Here is a 16,227-nt window from a genome sequence, read left to right as displayed (position 1 = left end):
CGGCGGTGGGCGGCGCACGGTGCGATGGCCGGCGCCCGCGGCGATGCAGGCCGCGGGGCGGGCTGGCTGCCGCGCTTGGGCGGCAGCGCGGCGGATCAGAAACGTGCGCGCAAGCCCACCGACCAGGTGCGGCCGTAGTCGGTGTAGCCGCCGAACAGGCGGTCGCCGACGTACTGGCGCTGCACCGCACCGGTGAGATTGATCGCGTTGACGAACACCGACAGGGTGTCGTTGACCTTCCAGGCCACGTTCGCGTCGAGGCTGCCGAACTTGTCGCTGTTGAGCGTGGCGACGTTGGCGGTACCGACCGCGTTGACGATGTCGTCGCTCCAGCCATAGCTCACCCGCGCCATCAGCGGTCCCTTCTCGTAGAACAGCACCGCGTTGTAGGTGTTCTTGGCCACGCCTTCGAGGCTGTCGGTGAAGGTGCGGCCGCCGTCGCGATAGGTGGCCTCGCTGTCGGTCCAGGTGTAGTTGAGCTGCATGCCCAGCCCGTCCAGCGGCGCCGGCAGGCCGGCGAAGACCTGCTGGTAGGCCACTTCCACGCCCTTGACGCTGGCCTGGCTGCCGTTGGTCTTGGACGAGAGCAGGTAGGTCTGGCCCTGGTACTGCAGGTTCGACATCTGGGTCTGGATGAAGCGCGAGATGTCCTTGTAGAACACGCCGCCGGTCAGCGCCGAGGTGCCGTCGATGTACCACTCGAAGGTCAGGTCGTACTGCCAGGCCTCGAACGGACGCAGCGACGGATTGCCGCCGCTGGCGGTGAGGATCTCGCCGCTGGAATTGAAGGTGAGCTTGGACGACAGGTCGGTGAGGTCGGGACGGGTGATGACCTTGGCCGCGGAGCTGCGCAGCACCATGTCCTCGCGCACGTCCCAGGCCGCGTTGAACGAGGGCAGCGCGTTGCTGTAGCTGCGTGCGAAGTGCACCGGTTGCGCGCTGCCGTTGACGTCGGCATGGCCGTCGGTGGTCTGCTCGGTGCGCACCAGGCGCACGCCGAGGTTGCCACGCAGTTCGCGGCCGGCCAGTTCGCTGCCGAAGTCGGCCATCGCATAGGCCGAGCCGATCTTCTCCTTGACCTCGTAGGAGTTCTGCAGGTCGGCGCTGTTCGGCGTGTTGACCAGGTCCGCGGCGGTCGGCCAGGTACCGAAGAAGCGCGATTCGATCGGCGCCAGCCACTGCCGCGGCAGGTTGCCGTTGGCGTCGGTCAGCATGTCGTCCACCGGCAGCGCGGTGAAGTTGCCGGCCGGGAAGCGCACCCCGGCGATGCTGGTCAGCAGCAGGTCGGCGCGATCGTAGGTGCGCGAGCGCTGCCGGTACTTGGCGCCGAACTTGAGTTCGTGGAAGAAGCCGTCGCCGAGCGCGCGCTTGGCGTCGAGCTGCAGCGCGTCCTCCTTGTCGCGCGCATCGATCTCGCGCCACTCCAGGCGGCGCCCGGCCACGCTGGCCGGGTTGGTCGGGTCGAAGCCGTTGGTGAAGCGCCAGTCGGGCACGTCGTCGCCATCGGCCTGCGGCATGTCCACGCGCATCGACAGGGTGGTGCCGCTGCGCAGGCGCGTGCGCCGGATCGGATCGGAGTCGTAGCTGTGCGCCTGCGAGTGGAACGCCACCGCGCCCAGCGTCCACGCATCGCCGCTCCAGGTGCTGGACAGGCGCGCGCTGCGGTTGTCGTCGGTGATCCCGGAGGTCTCGCGCGAGATCTGCACCTGGCCGTTGCGGTAGTCGAAGCCGGCGACGCCGCCATGCGCCACGCGCAGGTTGCTGAGCTTGGCCAGGCTGTCGAAGCCCACGCCCAGGCTGTATTCGTCGTAGTGCACGGTCTGCTTGGCGTAGAGCAGGTCCAGGTTGGTTTCCCAGGCCGCGCTCGGTTTCCACTGCAGCGAGGCGGCGATGCCGGTGCGTTCGCGCTGCTCCAGTTCCAACGTCGGGCGCAGGCCGGTGGGGACGTAGTTGGCGCCAGGCACGCCCGGCACGCCGTTGCGGTAGTAGTCCCAGCTCACTTCGTTGACCCGGTCCTGGCGCAGGCTGCGCTGCGCGTAGGCGCCGGACAGCAGCAGGCCGAAGGTGCCGTCGGCGTTGACCCAGTTGAACAGGCCGGACACGCGCGGGTCGTTGGCGTGGGTGCGCTGCGCCTGGCTCGACTCCAGCGACACGTTGGTAAGCGTTTTCCCCAGTTCAAGCGGGCGGAACGTGCGCACGTTGACGATGCCGCCGATCGCGCCTTCGTCCAGGTCGGCGGTGGGGCTCTTGATCACTTCCAGGCCGGCGACCAGTTCCGCCGGCAGGGTGTCGTAGCGGAACTGGCGGCCGGTCTGGCCGGAGGTGCGCACGTTCTCGTTGACCGCCATGGTCTGGCCGTTGAGCGTGGTCACCTGGAAGTTGGGCCCCAGGCCGCGCACGCGCACGTACACGCCTTCGCCGCGGTCGCGCACGATCGACACGCCGGGCACGCGCTGCAGCGCTTCGGCCACGTTCTGCGCCGGCAGCTTGCCGATGTCCTCGGCGGCGATCACGTCGACCACGCTGTCGGCGTAGCGCTTCTCGCGCAGCGCGGCGCTGAGGCTGCCGGCGTAGCTGCCGAGCACCTGGATGCCGTCCAGTTGCTTGACCGGCGCGTCCGCGGGCGTGGCCTGCGGCGGTGCCGCCGTCATCGCCGCCGGCGCGGTGGCGGCGGTCTCGGCCGGCGCGCTCGCGGCCTCGATCGTCACCGTGGTCGGGGTCAGGAAGCGGTAGCGCAGGCCGGTGCCGTCGAGCAGTTGCTGCAGCGCCTGTTCCGGCGGCGCACCGGCGCGGCTGCCGTGGGTCTGCGGGTTGCCGGTGCTGCCGGCGGCATAGACGAACTGCAGCCCGGTCTGCCGCGACAGGGCATTGAGCGCACGCGCCAGCGGCTGCGCTGGAATCGCATCGACCGCGACGGGCGCGGTCTGCGCGCCAGCGGCGCCGGCATGCAGGGCGAGGGCGATGGAAAGGAACAGAGTGCGGCGCATCGTCGGGTCCAGTGAGAGCGGGGGTGGTGGTGCGCGCGGCATCGCGATCGGGCGATTGCCTGCGCTGTCCCCGGACTACGAGGCGCGACGGCGAAGATCGGGCACCGTTTTTCGATGAATTTTCTGTGACACGTGCAGGCGATGCTGGCCTCGCGTGCGCACACGAAGGCGCGCGTGCACGCCGCGTGTGACGCGCCGATGGCACGCAAGTGCGCGTCGACCCGTCGGTCTGGAAGAAGGGTGCGTCGCGCATCGCGCGCGACACAGCTGCCGCGCTACTGCAGGCGTGCCTGCGTCGGCGCGCGGCTGCGCACGTGGATGCCGTCGGCGCCGGTGCGCACCTGCAGTGTCGGTTGCGCCTCGAGGAAGGCGCGTAGTGCGGCGACATCGTCGCCACGCAGGTTGCCGGTCAGCCGCATCGCCCCGGCGTCGGCGTCGTCGATCAGCAGGCGGTGCCGGTTGAGCCGGTTGAAATCCTCGGCGACATTGGCCAGCGGTTCGTCGCGGAACACGATGCGGTGTTGCCACCACGCGTGCATCGCCGCGACGTCCTCGTTGCCCAGTTCGACCCGGCCATCGGCGGTGTCGATGCGCGCGCTCTGGCCGGCGCCGAGATCGGCCAGCATGGGCTGTTGCGGCCGGTCCTGGCGCCACACGTGCACGCGCCCGGCCGAGACCTCGATGCGCGCCTGGTCGGGGTGCAGGGCGATGTCGAAGGTGGTGCCGATATCTTCCACGCGCAGGCCCCCGGCCTGCACCTGCAGCGGGCGCCGGTCGGCGGCGACCACGAAACTGGCCTGGCCCTGCAGCAACTGCAGTTTTCGGCTCCAGGGCGTCAGCGTGGCGCGTAAGCGGGTCTGCGCATTGAGCCGCACCGTGCTGCCGTCGGCCAGTTGCACGCTGCGTTGTTCGCCGAGCGCGGTGCGGTAGGTCTGGCTGCGCGGCCAGGCCCAGCCGACCAGCACCGCCACCGCGCACACCGCGGCGGCCGCGGCCAGACGCCAGCGCGGCGCGGCGTGGGCGCGCGCCGCACGCGTTGGCGCTGCCGCTGTCGCGCGCCGCGGCACGGGCAGGGCGATGACGTTGCCGCTCGCCGCGCCATCGGCGGTGTCGTCGCTGGCGAGCAAGGCGTCCACGTCCAGGTCCATGCCGCGCAGCGCCTCGCCGAGTTCGCCGGCCACGCGCTGCATGGCCAGATACTCGCGCAGATGCTGCGGCGAGGCGGTCAGCCAGTCCAGCAACTGCTGTTCCTGTTTCGCGTCCAGCGGCTGCATGCGTTGCACCGCATGCCAGTGCGCGGCATCGGCGATGGCACTGCGCGAAGAGAACGTACTGTCGTTCACCAGCGGTCTCCGCTCTCGGCCAGCGCGCGGCGGCAGGCCGACAATCCGCGCACCACGTGCTTCTTGACCATGTGCGGCGACACGCCCATGCGTTCGGCGATCTGCTTGTAGCTCAGCCCGTCGCGGTACTGCATCACCAGCACCGCGCGGGTGCGCGCGGGCAGCTCGGCGAGCAGGGCCTGCAGGTGCTGCTGGCGCTGCCGCCGGTGTGCGCTGTCTTCCACGTCGTCTCCCGCCGCCAGCAATTGCGAGAACTGCTCCATCTCGTCGATGCGCAGCGGCGCCTGGCGGCGACGCGCGGCCTGTTCGCGCGCCAGGTTCTGCGCGACGGTGTACAGATAGGCTTCGGGATTGGCGATGGCCTCGCCCTGCTGCCGATGCGCGCGCAGCAGCCGCAGATAGGTTTCCTGCACCATGTCCTCGGCGTCTTCGCGTGCGCCACGGCGCACGAAGAAGCCGCGCAGCACCGGGCCGTGTTCCGCGAACATGCGCGCCCATGCGCGTTTGGGGTGAGCCGCCACCGAGCCTGCCTTGTCCCTGGGGTGCGGGGCAGGCTAGAAGCTGCAGATGACGGTTCGGTGACGTGGGGGCGGTGCGTGCGGAGCAAGGCGGTGTTCGCCACTTCCTGCGGGAGTCGCCTGTCATGCAGCTGCGACGCGCGACGTGGTCTGCGTTTCGATGGCGCAATGCGTCGGGACTGAAGTCCCTCCCACAGTGCGCACGGCGGGCTCGCCGCCGCTCCTGCGAAGGCAAGGTGGATGCATCCCGCCGCGACCGCTAATGCGAATCGCGCGCCACCGCGTCGCCGCTGCCGCCCACCAGGAAATCCAGGTCGGCGCCCAGGTGCGCCTGTTGCACGTGCTCCACGTAGAGCTTGCTCCAGCCGCGCGGCGGCGCCGGCGGCGGGGTCCATTCGCTGCGCCGGCGCAGTAGTTCCTCGTCGCTGACTTCCAGGTGCAACGCGCGGCCGGGGACGTCGAGTTCGATGATGTCGCCGTCGCGCACCAGTGCCAGGGTGCCGCCGGCGGCGGCCTCCGGCGAGGCGTGCAGCACAACGGTGCCGTAGGCGGTGCCGCTCATGCGCGCATCGGAGATGCGCACCATGTCGGTGATGCCGGCGCGCAGCAGCTTCGGCGGCAACGGCATGTTGCCGACCTCGGCCATGCCCGGGTAGCCGCGCGGGCCGCAGTGCTTGAGCACCATGATGCAGTCGGCGTCGATGTCCAGCGCCTCGTCGTCGATGCGCGCCTTGAAGTCCTCGATGCTCTCGAACACCACCGCGCGCCCGCGGTGCCGCAATAGGTGCGGCGAGGCGGCCGACGGCTTGATCACCGCGCCGTCCGGCGCCAGGTTGCCGCGCAGCACGGCGATGCCGGCCTCCGCGCGCACCGGCGCGTCCAGCGGATGGATCACCTCGCGGTTCCAGCACGGCGCCTGCGCCACGTTCTCGCCCAGGGTGCGGCCGTTGACGGTGCGCGCGTCCAGCGCCAGTTCGCTGCCGAGTTCGCGCATCACCGCCGGCAGCCCGCCGGCATAGTAGAAGTCTTCCATCAGGTACTGGCCGGACGGTTTGAGGTTCACCAGGCACGGCAGCCGCGAACCCAGCCGGTCCCAGTCGTCCAACTGCAGCGGCACGCCCACGCGGCCGGCCAGGGCGAGCAGGTGCAGCACCGCGTTGGTGGAGCCGCCGATCGCCGCATTGACCTTGATCGCATTGGCGAAGGCGTCGGCGGTGAGGATCTGCGACATGCGCAGATCCTCTTCCACCATCTGCACGATGCGCCGCCCGCTGAGCCGCGCCAGCCGCGCGCGGCGCGCATCCACCGCCGGGATCGCCGCGTTCTCCGGCAGCGACATGCCCAGCGCCTCGACCATGCTGGCCATGGTCGAGGCGGTGCCCATGGTCATGCAGCTGCCCTTGGAGCGCTGCATGCAGGCCTCGGCCTCGACGAAGTCGTCCTGGCTCAGGGTGCCGGCGCGGACCATCTCCGACATCTCGATCACGCCGGTGCCCGAGCCCAGCGGCTGCCCGCGCCAGTTGCCCGACAGCGACGGCCCGCCGGATACGCCGATGGTCGGCAGGTCCACGCTGGCCGCGCCCATCAGCAAGGACGGGGTGGTCTTGTCGCAGCCCATCAGCAGCACCACGCCGTCCAGCGGATTGGCGCGGATCGATTCCTCCACGTCCATGCTGGCGAGGTTGCGGAACAGCATCGCGGTGGGGCGCATCTGCGTCTCGCCCAGCGACATCACCGGGAACTCCAGCGGGAACCCGCCGGCCTCGTACACGCCCTTTTTGACGTGTTCGGCCAGTTCGCGCAGGTGGCCGTTGCACGGGGTCAGTTCCGACCAGGTGTTGCAGATGCCGATCACCGGGCGGCCATCGAACATGTCGTGCGGATGGCCGGCGCTCTTGAGCCAGCTGCGGTAGTAGAAGCCCTGCTTGCCTTCGCGCCCGAACCACGCCTGGCTGCGGCGCGGCGGTTTGCTGGGTGAGCCCATGTCGGCGGATTCCTCGAGTCCAGGACGCCGGGATCCGCCTTGTGCGCAAGCCGCCCCCGGATGCTTTACGCCGGGGATGCTAGCGGGCATATTGATACGTGAAAAATAGCAAATATCTACAAATGGATATTTGTTTTCATATATCGAAATCCTATCCACCTAGAGCGAAACGGCATGGACAACTCGGCAAGCGCAGCGCCTTCCTCCCTCGGCAACGCAACCTACGGCAGCCTGCACGGGCGCCGCGTCTTCATCACCGGCGGCGGCTCCGGCATCGGTGCCGCGCTGGTCGAGGCCTTCGCCGCGCAGGGCGCGCAGGTGGCCTTCGTCGACGTCGCGGCCGAGGCCAGCGCCGCGCTGGCCGAGCGGCTGGCCGCGGCCGGCCTGACCGCGCCGTGGTGGCGCCGCTGCGACGTCACCGACGTGGCCGCGCTGCAGGCGGCGATCGGCGAGGCGGCGACCGAGCTGGGCGACTTCCACGTGCTGCTCAACAACGTCGGCAGCGACGACCGCCACGCGCTCGACGCGGTGACCCCGGAGTACTGGGAGCGCTGCGTGTCGATCAACCAGCGGGCGGCGTTCTTCGCCATCCAGGCGGTGGTGCCGGGCATGCAGCGGCTGGGCGGCGGTTCCATCGTCAACCTCGGCTCCACCGGCTGGCAGAGCAAGACCGGCGGCTACCCGGTGTACGCCACCGCCAAGTCCTCGGTGAACGGCCTGACCCGCGGCCTGGCCCGCGACCTGGGCGCGGCGCGGATCCGCATCAACGTGCTGACCCCGGGCTGGGTGATGACCGAACGCCAGGTCACCCTGTGGCTGGACGAGGCCGGCGAGCGCGAACTGGCACGCAATCAGTGCCTGCCGGACAAGGTGATGCCGGAGGACATCGCGCGCATGGCGCTGTTCCTGGCCTCGGACGAGGCGCGCGCGATCACCGCGCAGGAGTTCGTGGTGGACGGCGGCTGGACCTGAGTGGCGCTGGATTCGGGCTCAGCGCGTCGCGGCTGAAGCCGCTCCCACAAAAGCCGCACGCCGGGACCAGCGGCGGCGTTGTGGGAGGACTTCAGTCCGACGCGATCAGCCGTCCGCAGGCAGCGACGGCGTGGCCGCCGTCACGGCGACACCGTACACCGTGGCCGCCGCCTCCTGCAGCGCCTGCAGCACGATTCGCGCGCCCGGCGACAGCAGCCAGTCGCGGCGGGTGATCAGGCCGAAGGCGTCCATGCGGCAGGACAGCGCCACCGGCACGATCGCCACGCTGCCGTGGTCGGCGAAATGCCGGGCCACGTCCTCCGGTACCACCGCCAGCGCGTCGCCATGCCGCAGCAACTGCGGCAGCACCACCAGCGCCGAGGTCTCGATCACCCGCTTGGGCGCCTCCAGCCCGGCGTTCTGGAACATCAGTTCGAAGCGGTGGCGCAACACGCTGCCGTCCGGCGGCACGATCCAAGGTGCCTCGGCCAGCACCGCCAGCGTCGGCGCCGGCGCCGCCAGCAGCGGATGGCCGGGGCGGGCGATGGCGCAGACCTTTTCCTCGGCCAGTGCCTGGTAGTGCAGGTGGCGCTTGTCGTGCCGCGCGAACAGACGCGCCACCACGATGTCCAGTTTGTTCTGTGCCAGTTGCTCCAGCAGCACGTCGCTGCCGTCCACGCGCAGGCTCACCCGCAGCAGCGGATGCTGCGCGCCGACCTGGGCCAGCGCCGACGGCAGCAGGCTCATCGCCGGCCCGGCGATCGCGCCGACGGCCACGCTGCCGGCATAGCCGGCCTTCAGCGCCTCGATCTCGGCGCCGGCCTCGCCCAGGCTGGCCAGGGCGATGCGCGCGTGGCGGATCATCGCCTCGCCGTACCAGGTGGCGCGCATGCCGCGCGGCAGGCGCTCGAACAGCGGCACCGCCAGCATGTCCTCCAGGTCCTTGAGCAGCTTGGAGGCGGCCGGCTGCGACATGTTCAAGGTCTCGGCAGCGCGGTGGATGTTGCCTTCCTCCTCGATCGCCAGCAGCAGCATCAATTGCCGGGTCTTCAGGCGGGCGCGGACGAACCAGGGCGGGGCGGCAGGCATGGCGCTCACAGCGATACGAATGTTCGTATACGTTAAGCCAAAACCGATATTTGTTGCATATAGGTCGTCCGGCCAGAATAGGTCGGGCGCATCGCGCCGCGCGTGTCCCGCGCCGCCCGCTGCGCGTCCGCATTCCGACAGGCGACCGATGCATGCGATTGATCCAGTTGCTCGATGACGCCGGCACGCCCGGCGTCGGTGTGGTGGAAGACGATGGCCGCCAGGTGCGGCTGCTGCGCGAGGTGGCGTCCACCTATGCGCTGGCCAACGCGGCGCTGGCCGCCGGCAACAGCCTGGAGGCGCAGGCGCAGCAGCTGCGCGGCGAGCGCGTGCTCGACTACGCCGCGCTGCTGGCCGCCGGCCGGGTGCTGTCGCCGCTGACCCATCCGGACCCGGCGCATTGCCGCGTCACCGGCACCGGCCTGACCCACCTGGGCAGCGCCGCCACCCGCGATGCCATGCACCAGAACCTGCAGCAGCAGGCGGCACAGGGCACGCTCACCGATTCGATGAAGATCTTCCAGCTCGGCGTGGACGGCGGCATCCCGCGCGACGGCCAGCCCGGCGCGCAGCCGGAATGGTTCTACAAGGGCGACGGCAGCAGCCTGGTCGCGCCGGGCGCGCCGCTGCCGTCGCCGGACTTCGCCCTGGATGGCGGCGAGGAGCCGGAACTGGTCGGGCTTTACGTCATCGGCGCCGACGGTGTGCCGTACCGGCTCGGCTTCGCGCTGGGCAACGAGTTCTCCGACCACGTCACCGAGCGCCAGAACTACCTGTACCTGGCCCATTCCAAGCTGCGTGCCTGCGCGGTCGGCCCGGAGCTGCGCTGCGGCGCGTTGCCGCGCGACCTGCGCGGCCACAGTCGCATCCGTCGCGGCGATGCGGTGATCTGGGAGAAACCCTTCGTCACCGGCGAGGCCAACATGTGCCATTCGCTGGCCAATCTCGAATACCACCATTTCAAGTACGCCGCGCACCGCGTGCCCGGCGACGTGCACCTGCATTTCTTCGGTACCGCCACGCTGAGTTTTGCCGATGGCGTGCAGGCGCAGGCCGGCGACCGCTTCGAGATCGAACTGGCCGAGTTCGGCGCGGCGCTGGTCAATCCCTTGCAGCGCGTCGACAGCGGATTCGCCCTGGGCGGCGTGCGCGCGCTGTAGAACCGCACGGAGGTAGGCATGACCCGACGTTTCCAGAGCTACATCGACGGCCGCTGGGTGGCCGGCGACGACCTCGCCCCCGACGAGAATCCGTCCGACCTGTCGGCACCGGTCGGCGAAGCCGGCAGCCTCGACGCGGCCACGGTGCGCGAGGCGATCGCCGCGGCCAACGCGGCGCAGTCGGCGTGGGCCGCGAGCACCCCGCAGCAGCGCGCCGACGCGCTGGACGCGGTCGGCAGCGAGATCCTGGCGCGCAAGCAGGAACTGGGCGCGCTGCTGGCCTCGGAAGAGGGCAAGACCTTGCCGGAGAGCATCGGCGAGGCGGCGCGCGCAGGGCAGATCTTCAAGTTCTTCGCCGGCGAGGCCCTGCGCATTCCCGGCGAAACGCTGGCCTCCACCCGGCCCGGGGTCAACGTCGAGATCACCCGCGAGCCGGTCGGCACGGTCGGCATCATCGCGCCGTGGAATTTCCCGCTGGCGATCCCGGCGTGGAAGATCGCGCCGGCGCTGGCCTACGGCAACACCGTGGTGTTCAAGCCGGCGGAGATCGTGCCCGGCTGTGCCTGGGCGCTGGCCGAGATCCTCAGCCGCGCCGGCCTGCCCGACGGCGCGTTCAACCTGGTGCTCGGCAGCGGCAGCACGGTCGGCCAGGCGCTGGTCGGCGAGCGCGGCATCGATGCGCTGAGCTTCACCGGCTCGGTGCCCACCGGCAACCGGCTGCTCAAGCAGGCCGCCGAGCGCGGGCTGAAGATCCAGTTGGAGATGGGCGGCAAGAATCCGCTGGTGGTGCTGGCCGATGCCGACCTGGACCTGGCGGCGGAGATCGCGGTCAACGGCGCCTACTTCTCCACCGGCCAGCGCTGCACTGCGTCGAGCCGGCTGATCGTCGAACGCGCGGTGCACGACGACTTCGTCGCGCGCGTGCGCACGCGCCTGGCCGCACTGAAGATCGGCCATGCGCTGGAGCCGGGCGTGGACATCGGGCCGGTCGCCAGCGCCAGCCAGTTCGAACAGGACCGCGACTACCTGCGCATCGCCCGCGAGGAAGGCGCCGAACTGCTCTACGGCGGCGAGGCGCTGGAGTGCGCGCACCGCGGCTACTACCTGCGCCCGGCGCTGGTGGCCGCGCAGCCGCAGCACCGCATCGCCCGCGAGGAGGTGTTCGGCCCGGTCGCCGCGGTGCTGGTGGCCGACGACTACGAGCACGCGCTGGCCTTGGCCAACGACACCGAGTTCGGCCTGTGCGCCGGCATCGCCACGCGCTCGCTGAAGCACGCCACGCATTTCAAGCGGCATGCGCAGGCGGGCATGGTGATGGTCAACCTGCCCACCGCCGGCGTCGACCCGCACGTGCCGTTCGGCGGACGCAAGGCCTCCAGCTACGGCCCGCGCGAGCAGGGCCGCTATGCGGTCGAGTTCTACACCACGGTCAAAACCGCTTATACATCCGCGCCATGAACTGATCGATCCAGCGCACGCCGGCCTGGGAGGGTGGGCGGCGCGCCGCGGCCGCAGGGCCGCGTCCGCCGCCAGCGTGTCATCAACGAGGAGGGGCTATGCAACTGCAGAACTTGGGAACACGCATGTGCGTGCGGGGTATGGCGGCGTTGCTGGGCATGGCGCTGGTCGCCTGTTCCGGCGGTGGCAAGGACGCGGCCAAGGCGCCGGGGCAGCTGACCGTCGGTTTCAGCCAGGTCGGTGCCGAAAGCGAGTGGCGCACCGCCAACACCGCGTCGATCAAGCAGGCCGTCGCCGACGCCGGCATGAAACTGAAGTTCTCCGATGCGCAGCAGAAGCAGGAGAACCAGATCAAGGCGCTGCGCTCGTTCATCGCCCAGCGCGTGGATGTGATCGCGTTCTCGCCGGTGGTGGAGTCGGGTTGGGAGACGGTGCTGCGCGAAGCCAAGGCCGCGCAGATTCCGGTGGTGCTGACCGACCGCGCGGTGAAGGTGTCCGACGACAGCCTGTACGTGACCTTGATCGGTTCGGATTTTGTCGAGGAAGGGCGCAAGGCGGCGCGCTGGCTGGTCGAGCGCTCGCCGTTGAAGGACGGCGACAAACCGGTGCGCATCGTCGAACTGCAGGGCACCGTCGGCTCGGCGCCGGCGATCGATCGCATGAAGGGCTTCAAGGAGATCCTGGCCTCGCATCCGCGCTTCCAGATCGTGCGCTCGCAAAGCGGCGATTTCACCCGCGCCAAGGGCAAGGAAGTGATGGAGGCGTTCCTGAAGTCGGAGGGACGCAACATCGACGTGCTCTACGCGCATAACGACGACATGGCGATCGGCGCGATCCAGGCGATCGAGGAAGCCGGGCTGAAGCCGGGCAAGGACATCCTGGTGATCTCGGTGGACGGAGTGAAGGGCGCGTTCGAGGCGATGCAGGCCGGCAAGCTCAACGTCACCGTCGAATGCAATCCGCTGCTGGGCCCGCAACTGGTGCAGGCCATCCGCGACCTCAAGGCCGGCAAGCCGCTGCCCAAGCGCATCGTGGTGGAGGAGTCGGTGTACACCCAGGACCAGGCCGCGGCCGAACTGCCCAAGCGCAAGTACTGAGGCCGCGCGCATGCATCCGCTGGTGCTGGAGGCGCAGGGACTGAGCAAGGCCTATGCCGGCGTGGCCGCGCTGGAGGACGTGGCGCTGCGTTTGCGCGGCGGCGAGATCCACGCGTTGATGGGCCAGAACGGCGCCGGCAAGTCGACCCTGATCAAGCTGCTCACCGGTGTGACCGCCGCCGACGCCGGGCGCATCGTGCTGGATGGCGCGGTGGTGGCGCCGGCGTCGCCGCAGCAGGCGCAACGGCTCGGCATCAGCACCGTGTACCAGGAAGTGAACCTGTGCCCGAACCTGTCGGTGGCCGAGAACCTGTTCGCCGGCCGCTACCCGCTGCGCGGCTGGCTGCGGCGCATCGACTGGCGCCGGATCGAGCGCGAGGCCGAGGCCGGCCTGCAGCGTTTGGGCATCGCCATCGACGTGCGGCGCGCGCTGGGCAGCTATCCGGTGGCGGTGCAGCAGATGGTGGCGATCGCGCGCGCGGTCGGCGTGTCGGCGCGGGTGCTGATCCTCGACGAACCCACCTCCAGCCTCGACGAAGGCGAGGTGGCCGAACTGTTCCGGGTGATGCGCGCGCTGCGCAATGGCGGCATGGCGATCCTGTTCGTCACCCACTTCCTGGACCAGGTGTACGCGGTGGCCGACCGCATCAGCGTGCTGCGCAACGGCCGCCTGGTCGGCGAATACACGCCGGCGGAATTGCCGGCGCCGCAACTGGTCGCGGCGATGGTCGGGCGCGCGCTCGACCCGGCCAGCGCCGCGGCCGCCGCGGTGCGCGCGGCCGCGCCCGAGGACGCTGCGCCGCTGCTGCAGGCGCAGGGTCTGGGCCGGCGCGGCCAGTTGCAGCCGGTCGACCTGCAACTGCGCCAAGGCCAGGTGCTGGGCCTGGCCGGCCTGCTCGGCGCCGGCCGCACCGAACTGGCGCGGCTGCTATTCGGGCTGGACCGTGCCGATCGCGGCCGCGTGGCGATCGACGGCCGCGACGTGGCGCTGCGCGGCCCGCCCGATGCGATCGCCCACGGCCTGGCGCTGTGCCCGGAAGAACGCAAGACCGAGGGCATCGTCGCCGAACTGTCGGTGCGCGAGAACATCGTGCTGGCCTTGCAGGCGCGCATGGGCCTGCGCCGGTTCCTGGCGCCGGCCGAGCAGCTACGCATCGCGCAGGGCTACGTGGACGTGCTGGGCATCAAGACCGCCAGCCTGGAGACGCCGGTGGGGCTGCTGTCCGGCGGCAACCAGCAGAAGGTGGTGCTGGCGCGCTGGCTGGCGACGCGGCCGCGGCTGCTGATCCTGGACGAACCCACCCGCGGCATCGACATCGCCGCCAAGCAGGAGATCATGACCCGGATCCTGGCCCTGGCCCGCGAGGGCATGGCGGTGCTGTTCATCTCCGCCGAGGTCGCCGAGATCGCGCGCATCGCCGACCGCATCGCGGTGCTGCGCGAACGCCGCCTGGTCGGCGAACTGCCCGGCGGCTGCGGCGAGCGCGCGATCTTCGAGCTGATCGCTGGGAGCGCGGCATGAGCGCCACCGCCACGCCCGACACCACCGCATCGCGCTGGTCGGCGCGGCTGCGCGCGCATCCGTTGTTCTGGCCGCTGGCGACGCTGGCGGTGCTGCTGCTCGGCAACGGCCTGTTCGACCCCGGCTTCCTGAGCCTGCAATGGCGCGACGGTCACCTGTACGGCAACCTGGTCGACATCGGCAACCGTGCCGCGCCGCTGGCGCTGGTGGCGATGGGCATGACCCTGGTGATCGCGGTGCGCGGCCTGGACATCTCGGTCGGCGCGGTAGTGGCGATCGCCGCGACGGTGGCGGCGTGGATGATCGGCGGCGGCGAACACAGCCGCTTCCCGCTGTGGGCGGTGCTGCTGGCGCCGCTGCTGGTGGCGGCGCTGTGCGGGCTGTGGAACGGGCTGCTGGTGGTCAAGGTCGGCATGCAGCCGATTATCGCCACGCTGATCCTGATGGTGGCCGGGCGCGGCATCGCGCAGCTGATCGGCGACGGGCAGATCCTCACCATCTACTACCCGCCTTATTTCTATCTCGGCAACGGCTTCCTGCTCGGCCTGCCGTTCGCCTTGTTCGTGGTCGCGGCGGTGTTCGCGGCCTTGCAACTGCTGCTGGGGCACACCGCGCTGGGGCTGTTCGTGCGCGCGATCGGCCACAACCCGCGCGCGGCGCGTGTGGCGGGCGTGCGTGCGCGGCTGATCGCGGTGCTGCTGTACGTGTTCTGCGCGTTCAGCGCCGGCCTGGCCGGGTTGCTGATCAGTTCCAACGTCAAGAGCGCCGACGCCAACAACGCCGGGCAACTGATGGAACTGGACGCGATCCTCGCGGTCACGCTCGGCGGCACGCTGCTCGATGGTGGCCGCTTCAGCCTGGCCGGCAGCGTGATCGGCGCGTTGATCATCCAGACTCTGACCGCGACCATCTACGCCTTCGGCGTGCCGGCGCAGGTCACCATGCTGATCAAGGCGCTGCTGGTGTTCGCGGTGATGCTGCTGCAATCGCCGCGCTTCCGCGCCAACCTGCGCGGCTGGATCCGGCGGCCGCCGCCGCAGGTGCGGCCATGAGCGCGGCGGCTCCACGCCTGGTTGGGTCCGGCCTGCGCAAGGCGGCGGGCATGCTGCAGGGCGCGCGCCTGCCGCTGGCGATCACCGTGGCGCTGTTCGTGGCCATGCTCGCGGCTGGCGGGGTGCTCTACGACGGCTTCCTGGCGCCGCAAGTGCTGGCCAATCTGCTGATCGACAACGCCTTCCTGTGCATTGCCGCGGTGGGCATGAGCCTGGTGATCCTCAGCGGCGGCATCGACCTGTCGGTGGGCGCGGTGCTGGCCTTCAGCACGGTGCTGTCGGCGTCGCTGGTCGAGCGCCACGGCTGGTCGCCGCTGGCGGCGATCCCGCTGGTGCTGCTGCTCGGCAGCGTGTTCGGCGCCGGCATGGGCCTGCTGATCCAGCGCTACCGTCTGCAGCCGTTCGTGGTGACCCTGGCCGGCATGTTCCTGGCGCGCGGCGCCAGCACGCTGATCAGCGTCGACTCGATCCCGATCACCGACCCGCTGTACACCGCGATCGCGCAGGCGCGGCTGCCGCTGGGCGGCGACGCGTCGCTGTCGGTCGGTGCGTTGATCGCGCTGGCGATGGTGGCGCTGGGCATGTGGCTGACCCAGTGCACCCGCTTCGGCCGCTGCGTGTACGCGCTCGGCGGCAGCGAGGCCTCCGCGCGGCTGATGGGGCTGCCGGTGGAGGCGACGCAGGTGCGCGTCTACGCCTTCAGCGGTTTCTGCTCGGCGCTGGCCGGGGTGGTGTGCACGTTCTACATGCTGTCCGGTTACAGCCTGCATGCGCAGGGTCTGGAGCTGGACGCCATCGCCGCGGTGGTGATCGGCGGCACCTTGCTCGCCGGCGGCAGCGGCTACGTGATCGGCACCCTGTTCGGCGTGCTGATCCTGGGCGCGATCCAGACCCTGATCGTGTTCGACGGCACGCTCAGCTCGTGGTGGACGCGCATCGTGATCGGTGGCCTGTTGCTGCTGTTCTGCCTGTTGCAGCGACTGCTGACCCGGCGCCTGCCGCAGGGTGCGGCGAGCGAGTGAGCGGCACGGCGGCGTAGAATTCG

At 70.4% G+C, this 16,227-nt stretch carries 12 protein-coding genes; 7 read left to right on the top strand and 5 right to left on the bottom strand.

Features of this window, described 5'->3' with window-relative positions; genetic code table 11:
- Positions 1-95 precede the first annotated feature (95 nt).
- The 4 genes from SLW55_RS00980 to SLW55_RS00965 all read right to left on the bottom strand — a co-directional run bounded on the left by SLW55_RS00980 (position 96) and on the right by SLW55_RS00965 (position 6,832).
- Positions 96-2,987, bottom strand: coding sequence for a TonB-dependent receptor (locus tag SLW55_RS00980; protein ID WP_320744319.1), 2,892 nt, complete (start codon positions 2,985-2,987; stop codon positions 96-98).
- 275 nt (positions 2,988-3,262) lie between these two features.
- Positions 3,263-4,261, bottom strand: a complete 999-nt coding sequence (locus tag SLW55_RS00975; RefSeq protein ID WP_320744624.1) for a FecR domain-containing protein — start codon at positions 4,259-4,261, stop codon at positions 3,263-3,265.
- Positions 4,262-4,326: 65 nt separating this feature from the next.
- Positions 4,327-4,851, bottom strand: coding sequence for an RNA polymerase sigma factor (locus SLW55_RS00970; protein ID WP_026144275.1), 525 nt, complete (start codon positions 4,849-4,851; stop codon positions 4,327-4,329).
- A 256-nt stretch (positions 4,852-5,107) separates the two neighbouring features.
- Positions 5,108-6,832, bottom strand: a complete 1,725-nt coding sequence (locus tag SLW55_RS00965; RefSeq protein ID WP_152236232.1) for an IlvD/Edd family dehydratase — start codon at positions 6,830-6,832, stop codon at positions 5,108-5,110.
- A 174-nt stretch (positions 6,833-7,006) separates the two neighbouring features.
- On the opposite strand from SLW55_RS00965, the gene SLW55_RS00960 reads away from it, so the two are divergent.
- Positions 7,007-7,804, top strand: a complete 798-nt coding sequence (locus SLW55_RS00960) for an SDR family oxidoreductase (protein ID WP_150410456.1) — start codon at positions 7,007-7,009, stop codon at positions 7,802-7,804.
- 105 nt (positions 7,805-7,909) lie between these two features.
- On the opposite strand, the gene SLW55_RS00955 is transcribed toward SLW55_RS00960, so the two are convergent.
- The gene (locus SLW55_RS00955; protein WP_267103735.1) at positions 7,910-8,893 is read right to left on the bottom strand and encodes a LysR substrate-binding domain-containing protein; all 984 of its coding nucleotides are present in this window, start codon (positions 8,891-8,893) and stop codon (positions 7,910-7,912) included.
- 152 nt (positions 8,894-9,045) lie between these two features.
- Here SLW55_RS00955 and araD1 point away from each other — a divergent pair, with 152 nt between their 5' ends.
- From araD1 to yjfF, 6 genes are all read left to right on the top strand, one after another.
- Positions 9,046-10,053 carry an AraD1 family protein gene (gene araD1 / locus SLW55_RS00950; RefSeq protein WP_043092772.1) on the top strand — a complete coding sequence of 336 codons (1,008 nt, stop codon included), beginning with the start codon at positions 9,046-9,048 and terminating at the stop codon, positions 10,051-10,053.
- Positions 10,054-10,071: 18 nt separating this feature from the next.
- Complete coding sequence (locus SLW55_RS00945) at positions 10,072-11,511, top strand: aldehyde dehydrogenase family protein (protein ID WP_320744318.1); 1,440 nt, start codon at positions 10,072-10,074, stop codon at positions 11,509-11,511.
- Positions 11,512-11,609: 98 nt separating this feature from the next.
- Entirely contained in the window at positions 11,610-12,608 is a 999-nt protein-coding gene (locus tag SLW55_RS00940; RefSeq protein ID WP_295957346.1) for an ABC transporter substrate-binding protein, read from the top strand.
- A 10-nt stretch (positions 12,609-12,618) separates the two neighbouring features.
- Entirely contained in the window at positions 12,619-14,130 is a 1,512-nt protein-coding gene (locus SLW55_RS00935) for a sugar ABC transporter ATP-binding protein (RefSeq protein ID WP_320744317.1), read from the top strand.
- On the top strand, positions 14,127-15,182 hold the full coding sequence (locus SLW55_RS00930; protein WP_295942014.1) for an ABC transporter permease: 1,056 nt from the start codon (positions 14,127-14,129) through the stop codon (positions 15,180-15,182). Before SLW55_RS00935 ends, SLW55_RS00930 begins: the two co-directional genes overlap by 4 nt.
- Positions 15,179-16,204 carry a galactofuranose ABC transporter, permease protein YjfF gene (gene yjfF / locus SLW55_RS00925; RefSeq protein ID WP_320744316.1) on the top strand — a complete coding sequence of 342 codons (1,026 nt, stop codon included), beginning with the start codon at positions 15,179-15,181 and terminating at the stop codon, positions 16,202-16,204. Before SLW55_RS00930 ends, yjfF begins: the two co-directional genes overlap by 4 nt.
- Positions 16,205-16,227: the final 23 nt, after the last annotated feature.

This window comes from Xanthomonas sp. LF06-19 (genome assembly GCF_034105425.1).
Classification (GTDB): domain Bacteria; phylum Pseudomonadota; class Gammaproteobacteria; order Xanthomonadales; family Xanthomonadaceae; genus Xanthomonas_A; species Xanthomonas_A sontii.
Note: the sequence above shows the minus strand (reverse complement) of the source record. Positions and strands in the feature narration are given on the sequence as shown.

Bases quoted from the DNA above. Each gene is read 5' to 3' on its own strand.
- SLW55_RS00980 (WP_320744319.1), bottom strand. From the start codon at position 2,987: ATGCGCCGCACTCTGTTCCTTTCCATCGCCCTCGCCCTGCATGCCGGC.
- SLW55_RS00975 (WP_320744624.1), bottom strand. From the start codon at position 4,261: ATGCAGCCGCTGGACGCGAAACAGGAACAGCAGTTGCTGGACTGGCTG.
- SLW55_RS00965 (WP_152236232.1), bottom strand. From the start codon at position 6,832: ATGGGCTCACCCAGCAAACCGCCGCGCCGCAGCCAGGCGTGGTTCGGG.
- SLW55_RS00960 (WP_150410456.1), top strand. From the start codon at position 7,007: ATGGACAACTCGGCAAGCGCAGCGCCTTCCTCCCTCGGCAACGCAACC.
- SLW55_RS00955 (WP_267103735.1), bottom strand. From the start codon at position 8,893: ATGCCTGCCGCCCCGCCCTGGTTCGTCCGCGCCCGCCTGAAGACCCGG.
- araD1 (WP_043092772.1), top strand. From the start codon at position 9,046: ATGCGATTGATCCAGTTGCTCGATGACGCCGGCACGCCCGGCGTCGGT.
- SLW55_RS00945 (WP_320744318.1), top strand. From the start codon at position 10,072: ATGACCCGACGTTTCCAGAGCTACATCGACGGCCGCTGGGTGGCCGGC.
- SLW55_RS00940 (WP_295957346.1), top strand. From the start codon at position 11,610: ATGCAACTGCAGAACTTGGGAACACGCATGTGCGTGCGGGGTATGGCG.
- SLW55_RS00935 (WP_320744317.1), top strand. From the start codon at position 12,619: ATGCATCCGCTGGTGCTGGAGGCGCAGGGACTGAGCAAGGCCTATGCC.
- SLW55_RS00930 (WP_295942014.1), top strand. From the start codon at position 14,127: ATGAGCGCCACCGCCACGCCCGACACCACCGCATCGCGCTGGTCGGCG.
- yjfF (WP_320744316.1), top strand. From the start codon at position 15,179: ATGAGCGCGGCGGCTCCACGCCTGGTTGGGTCCGGCCTGCGCAAGGCG.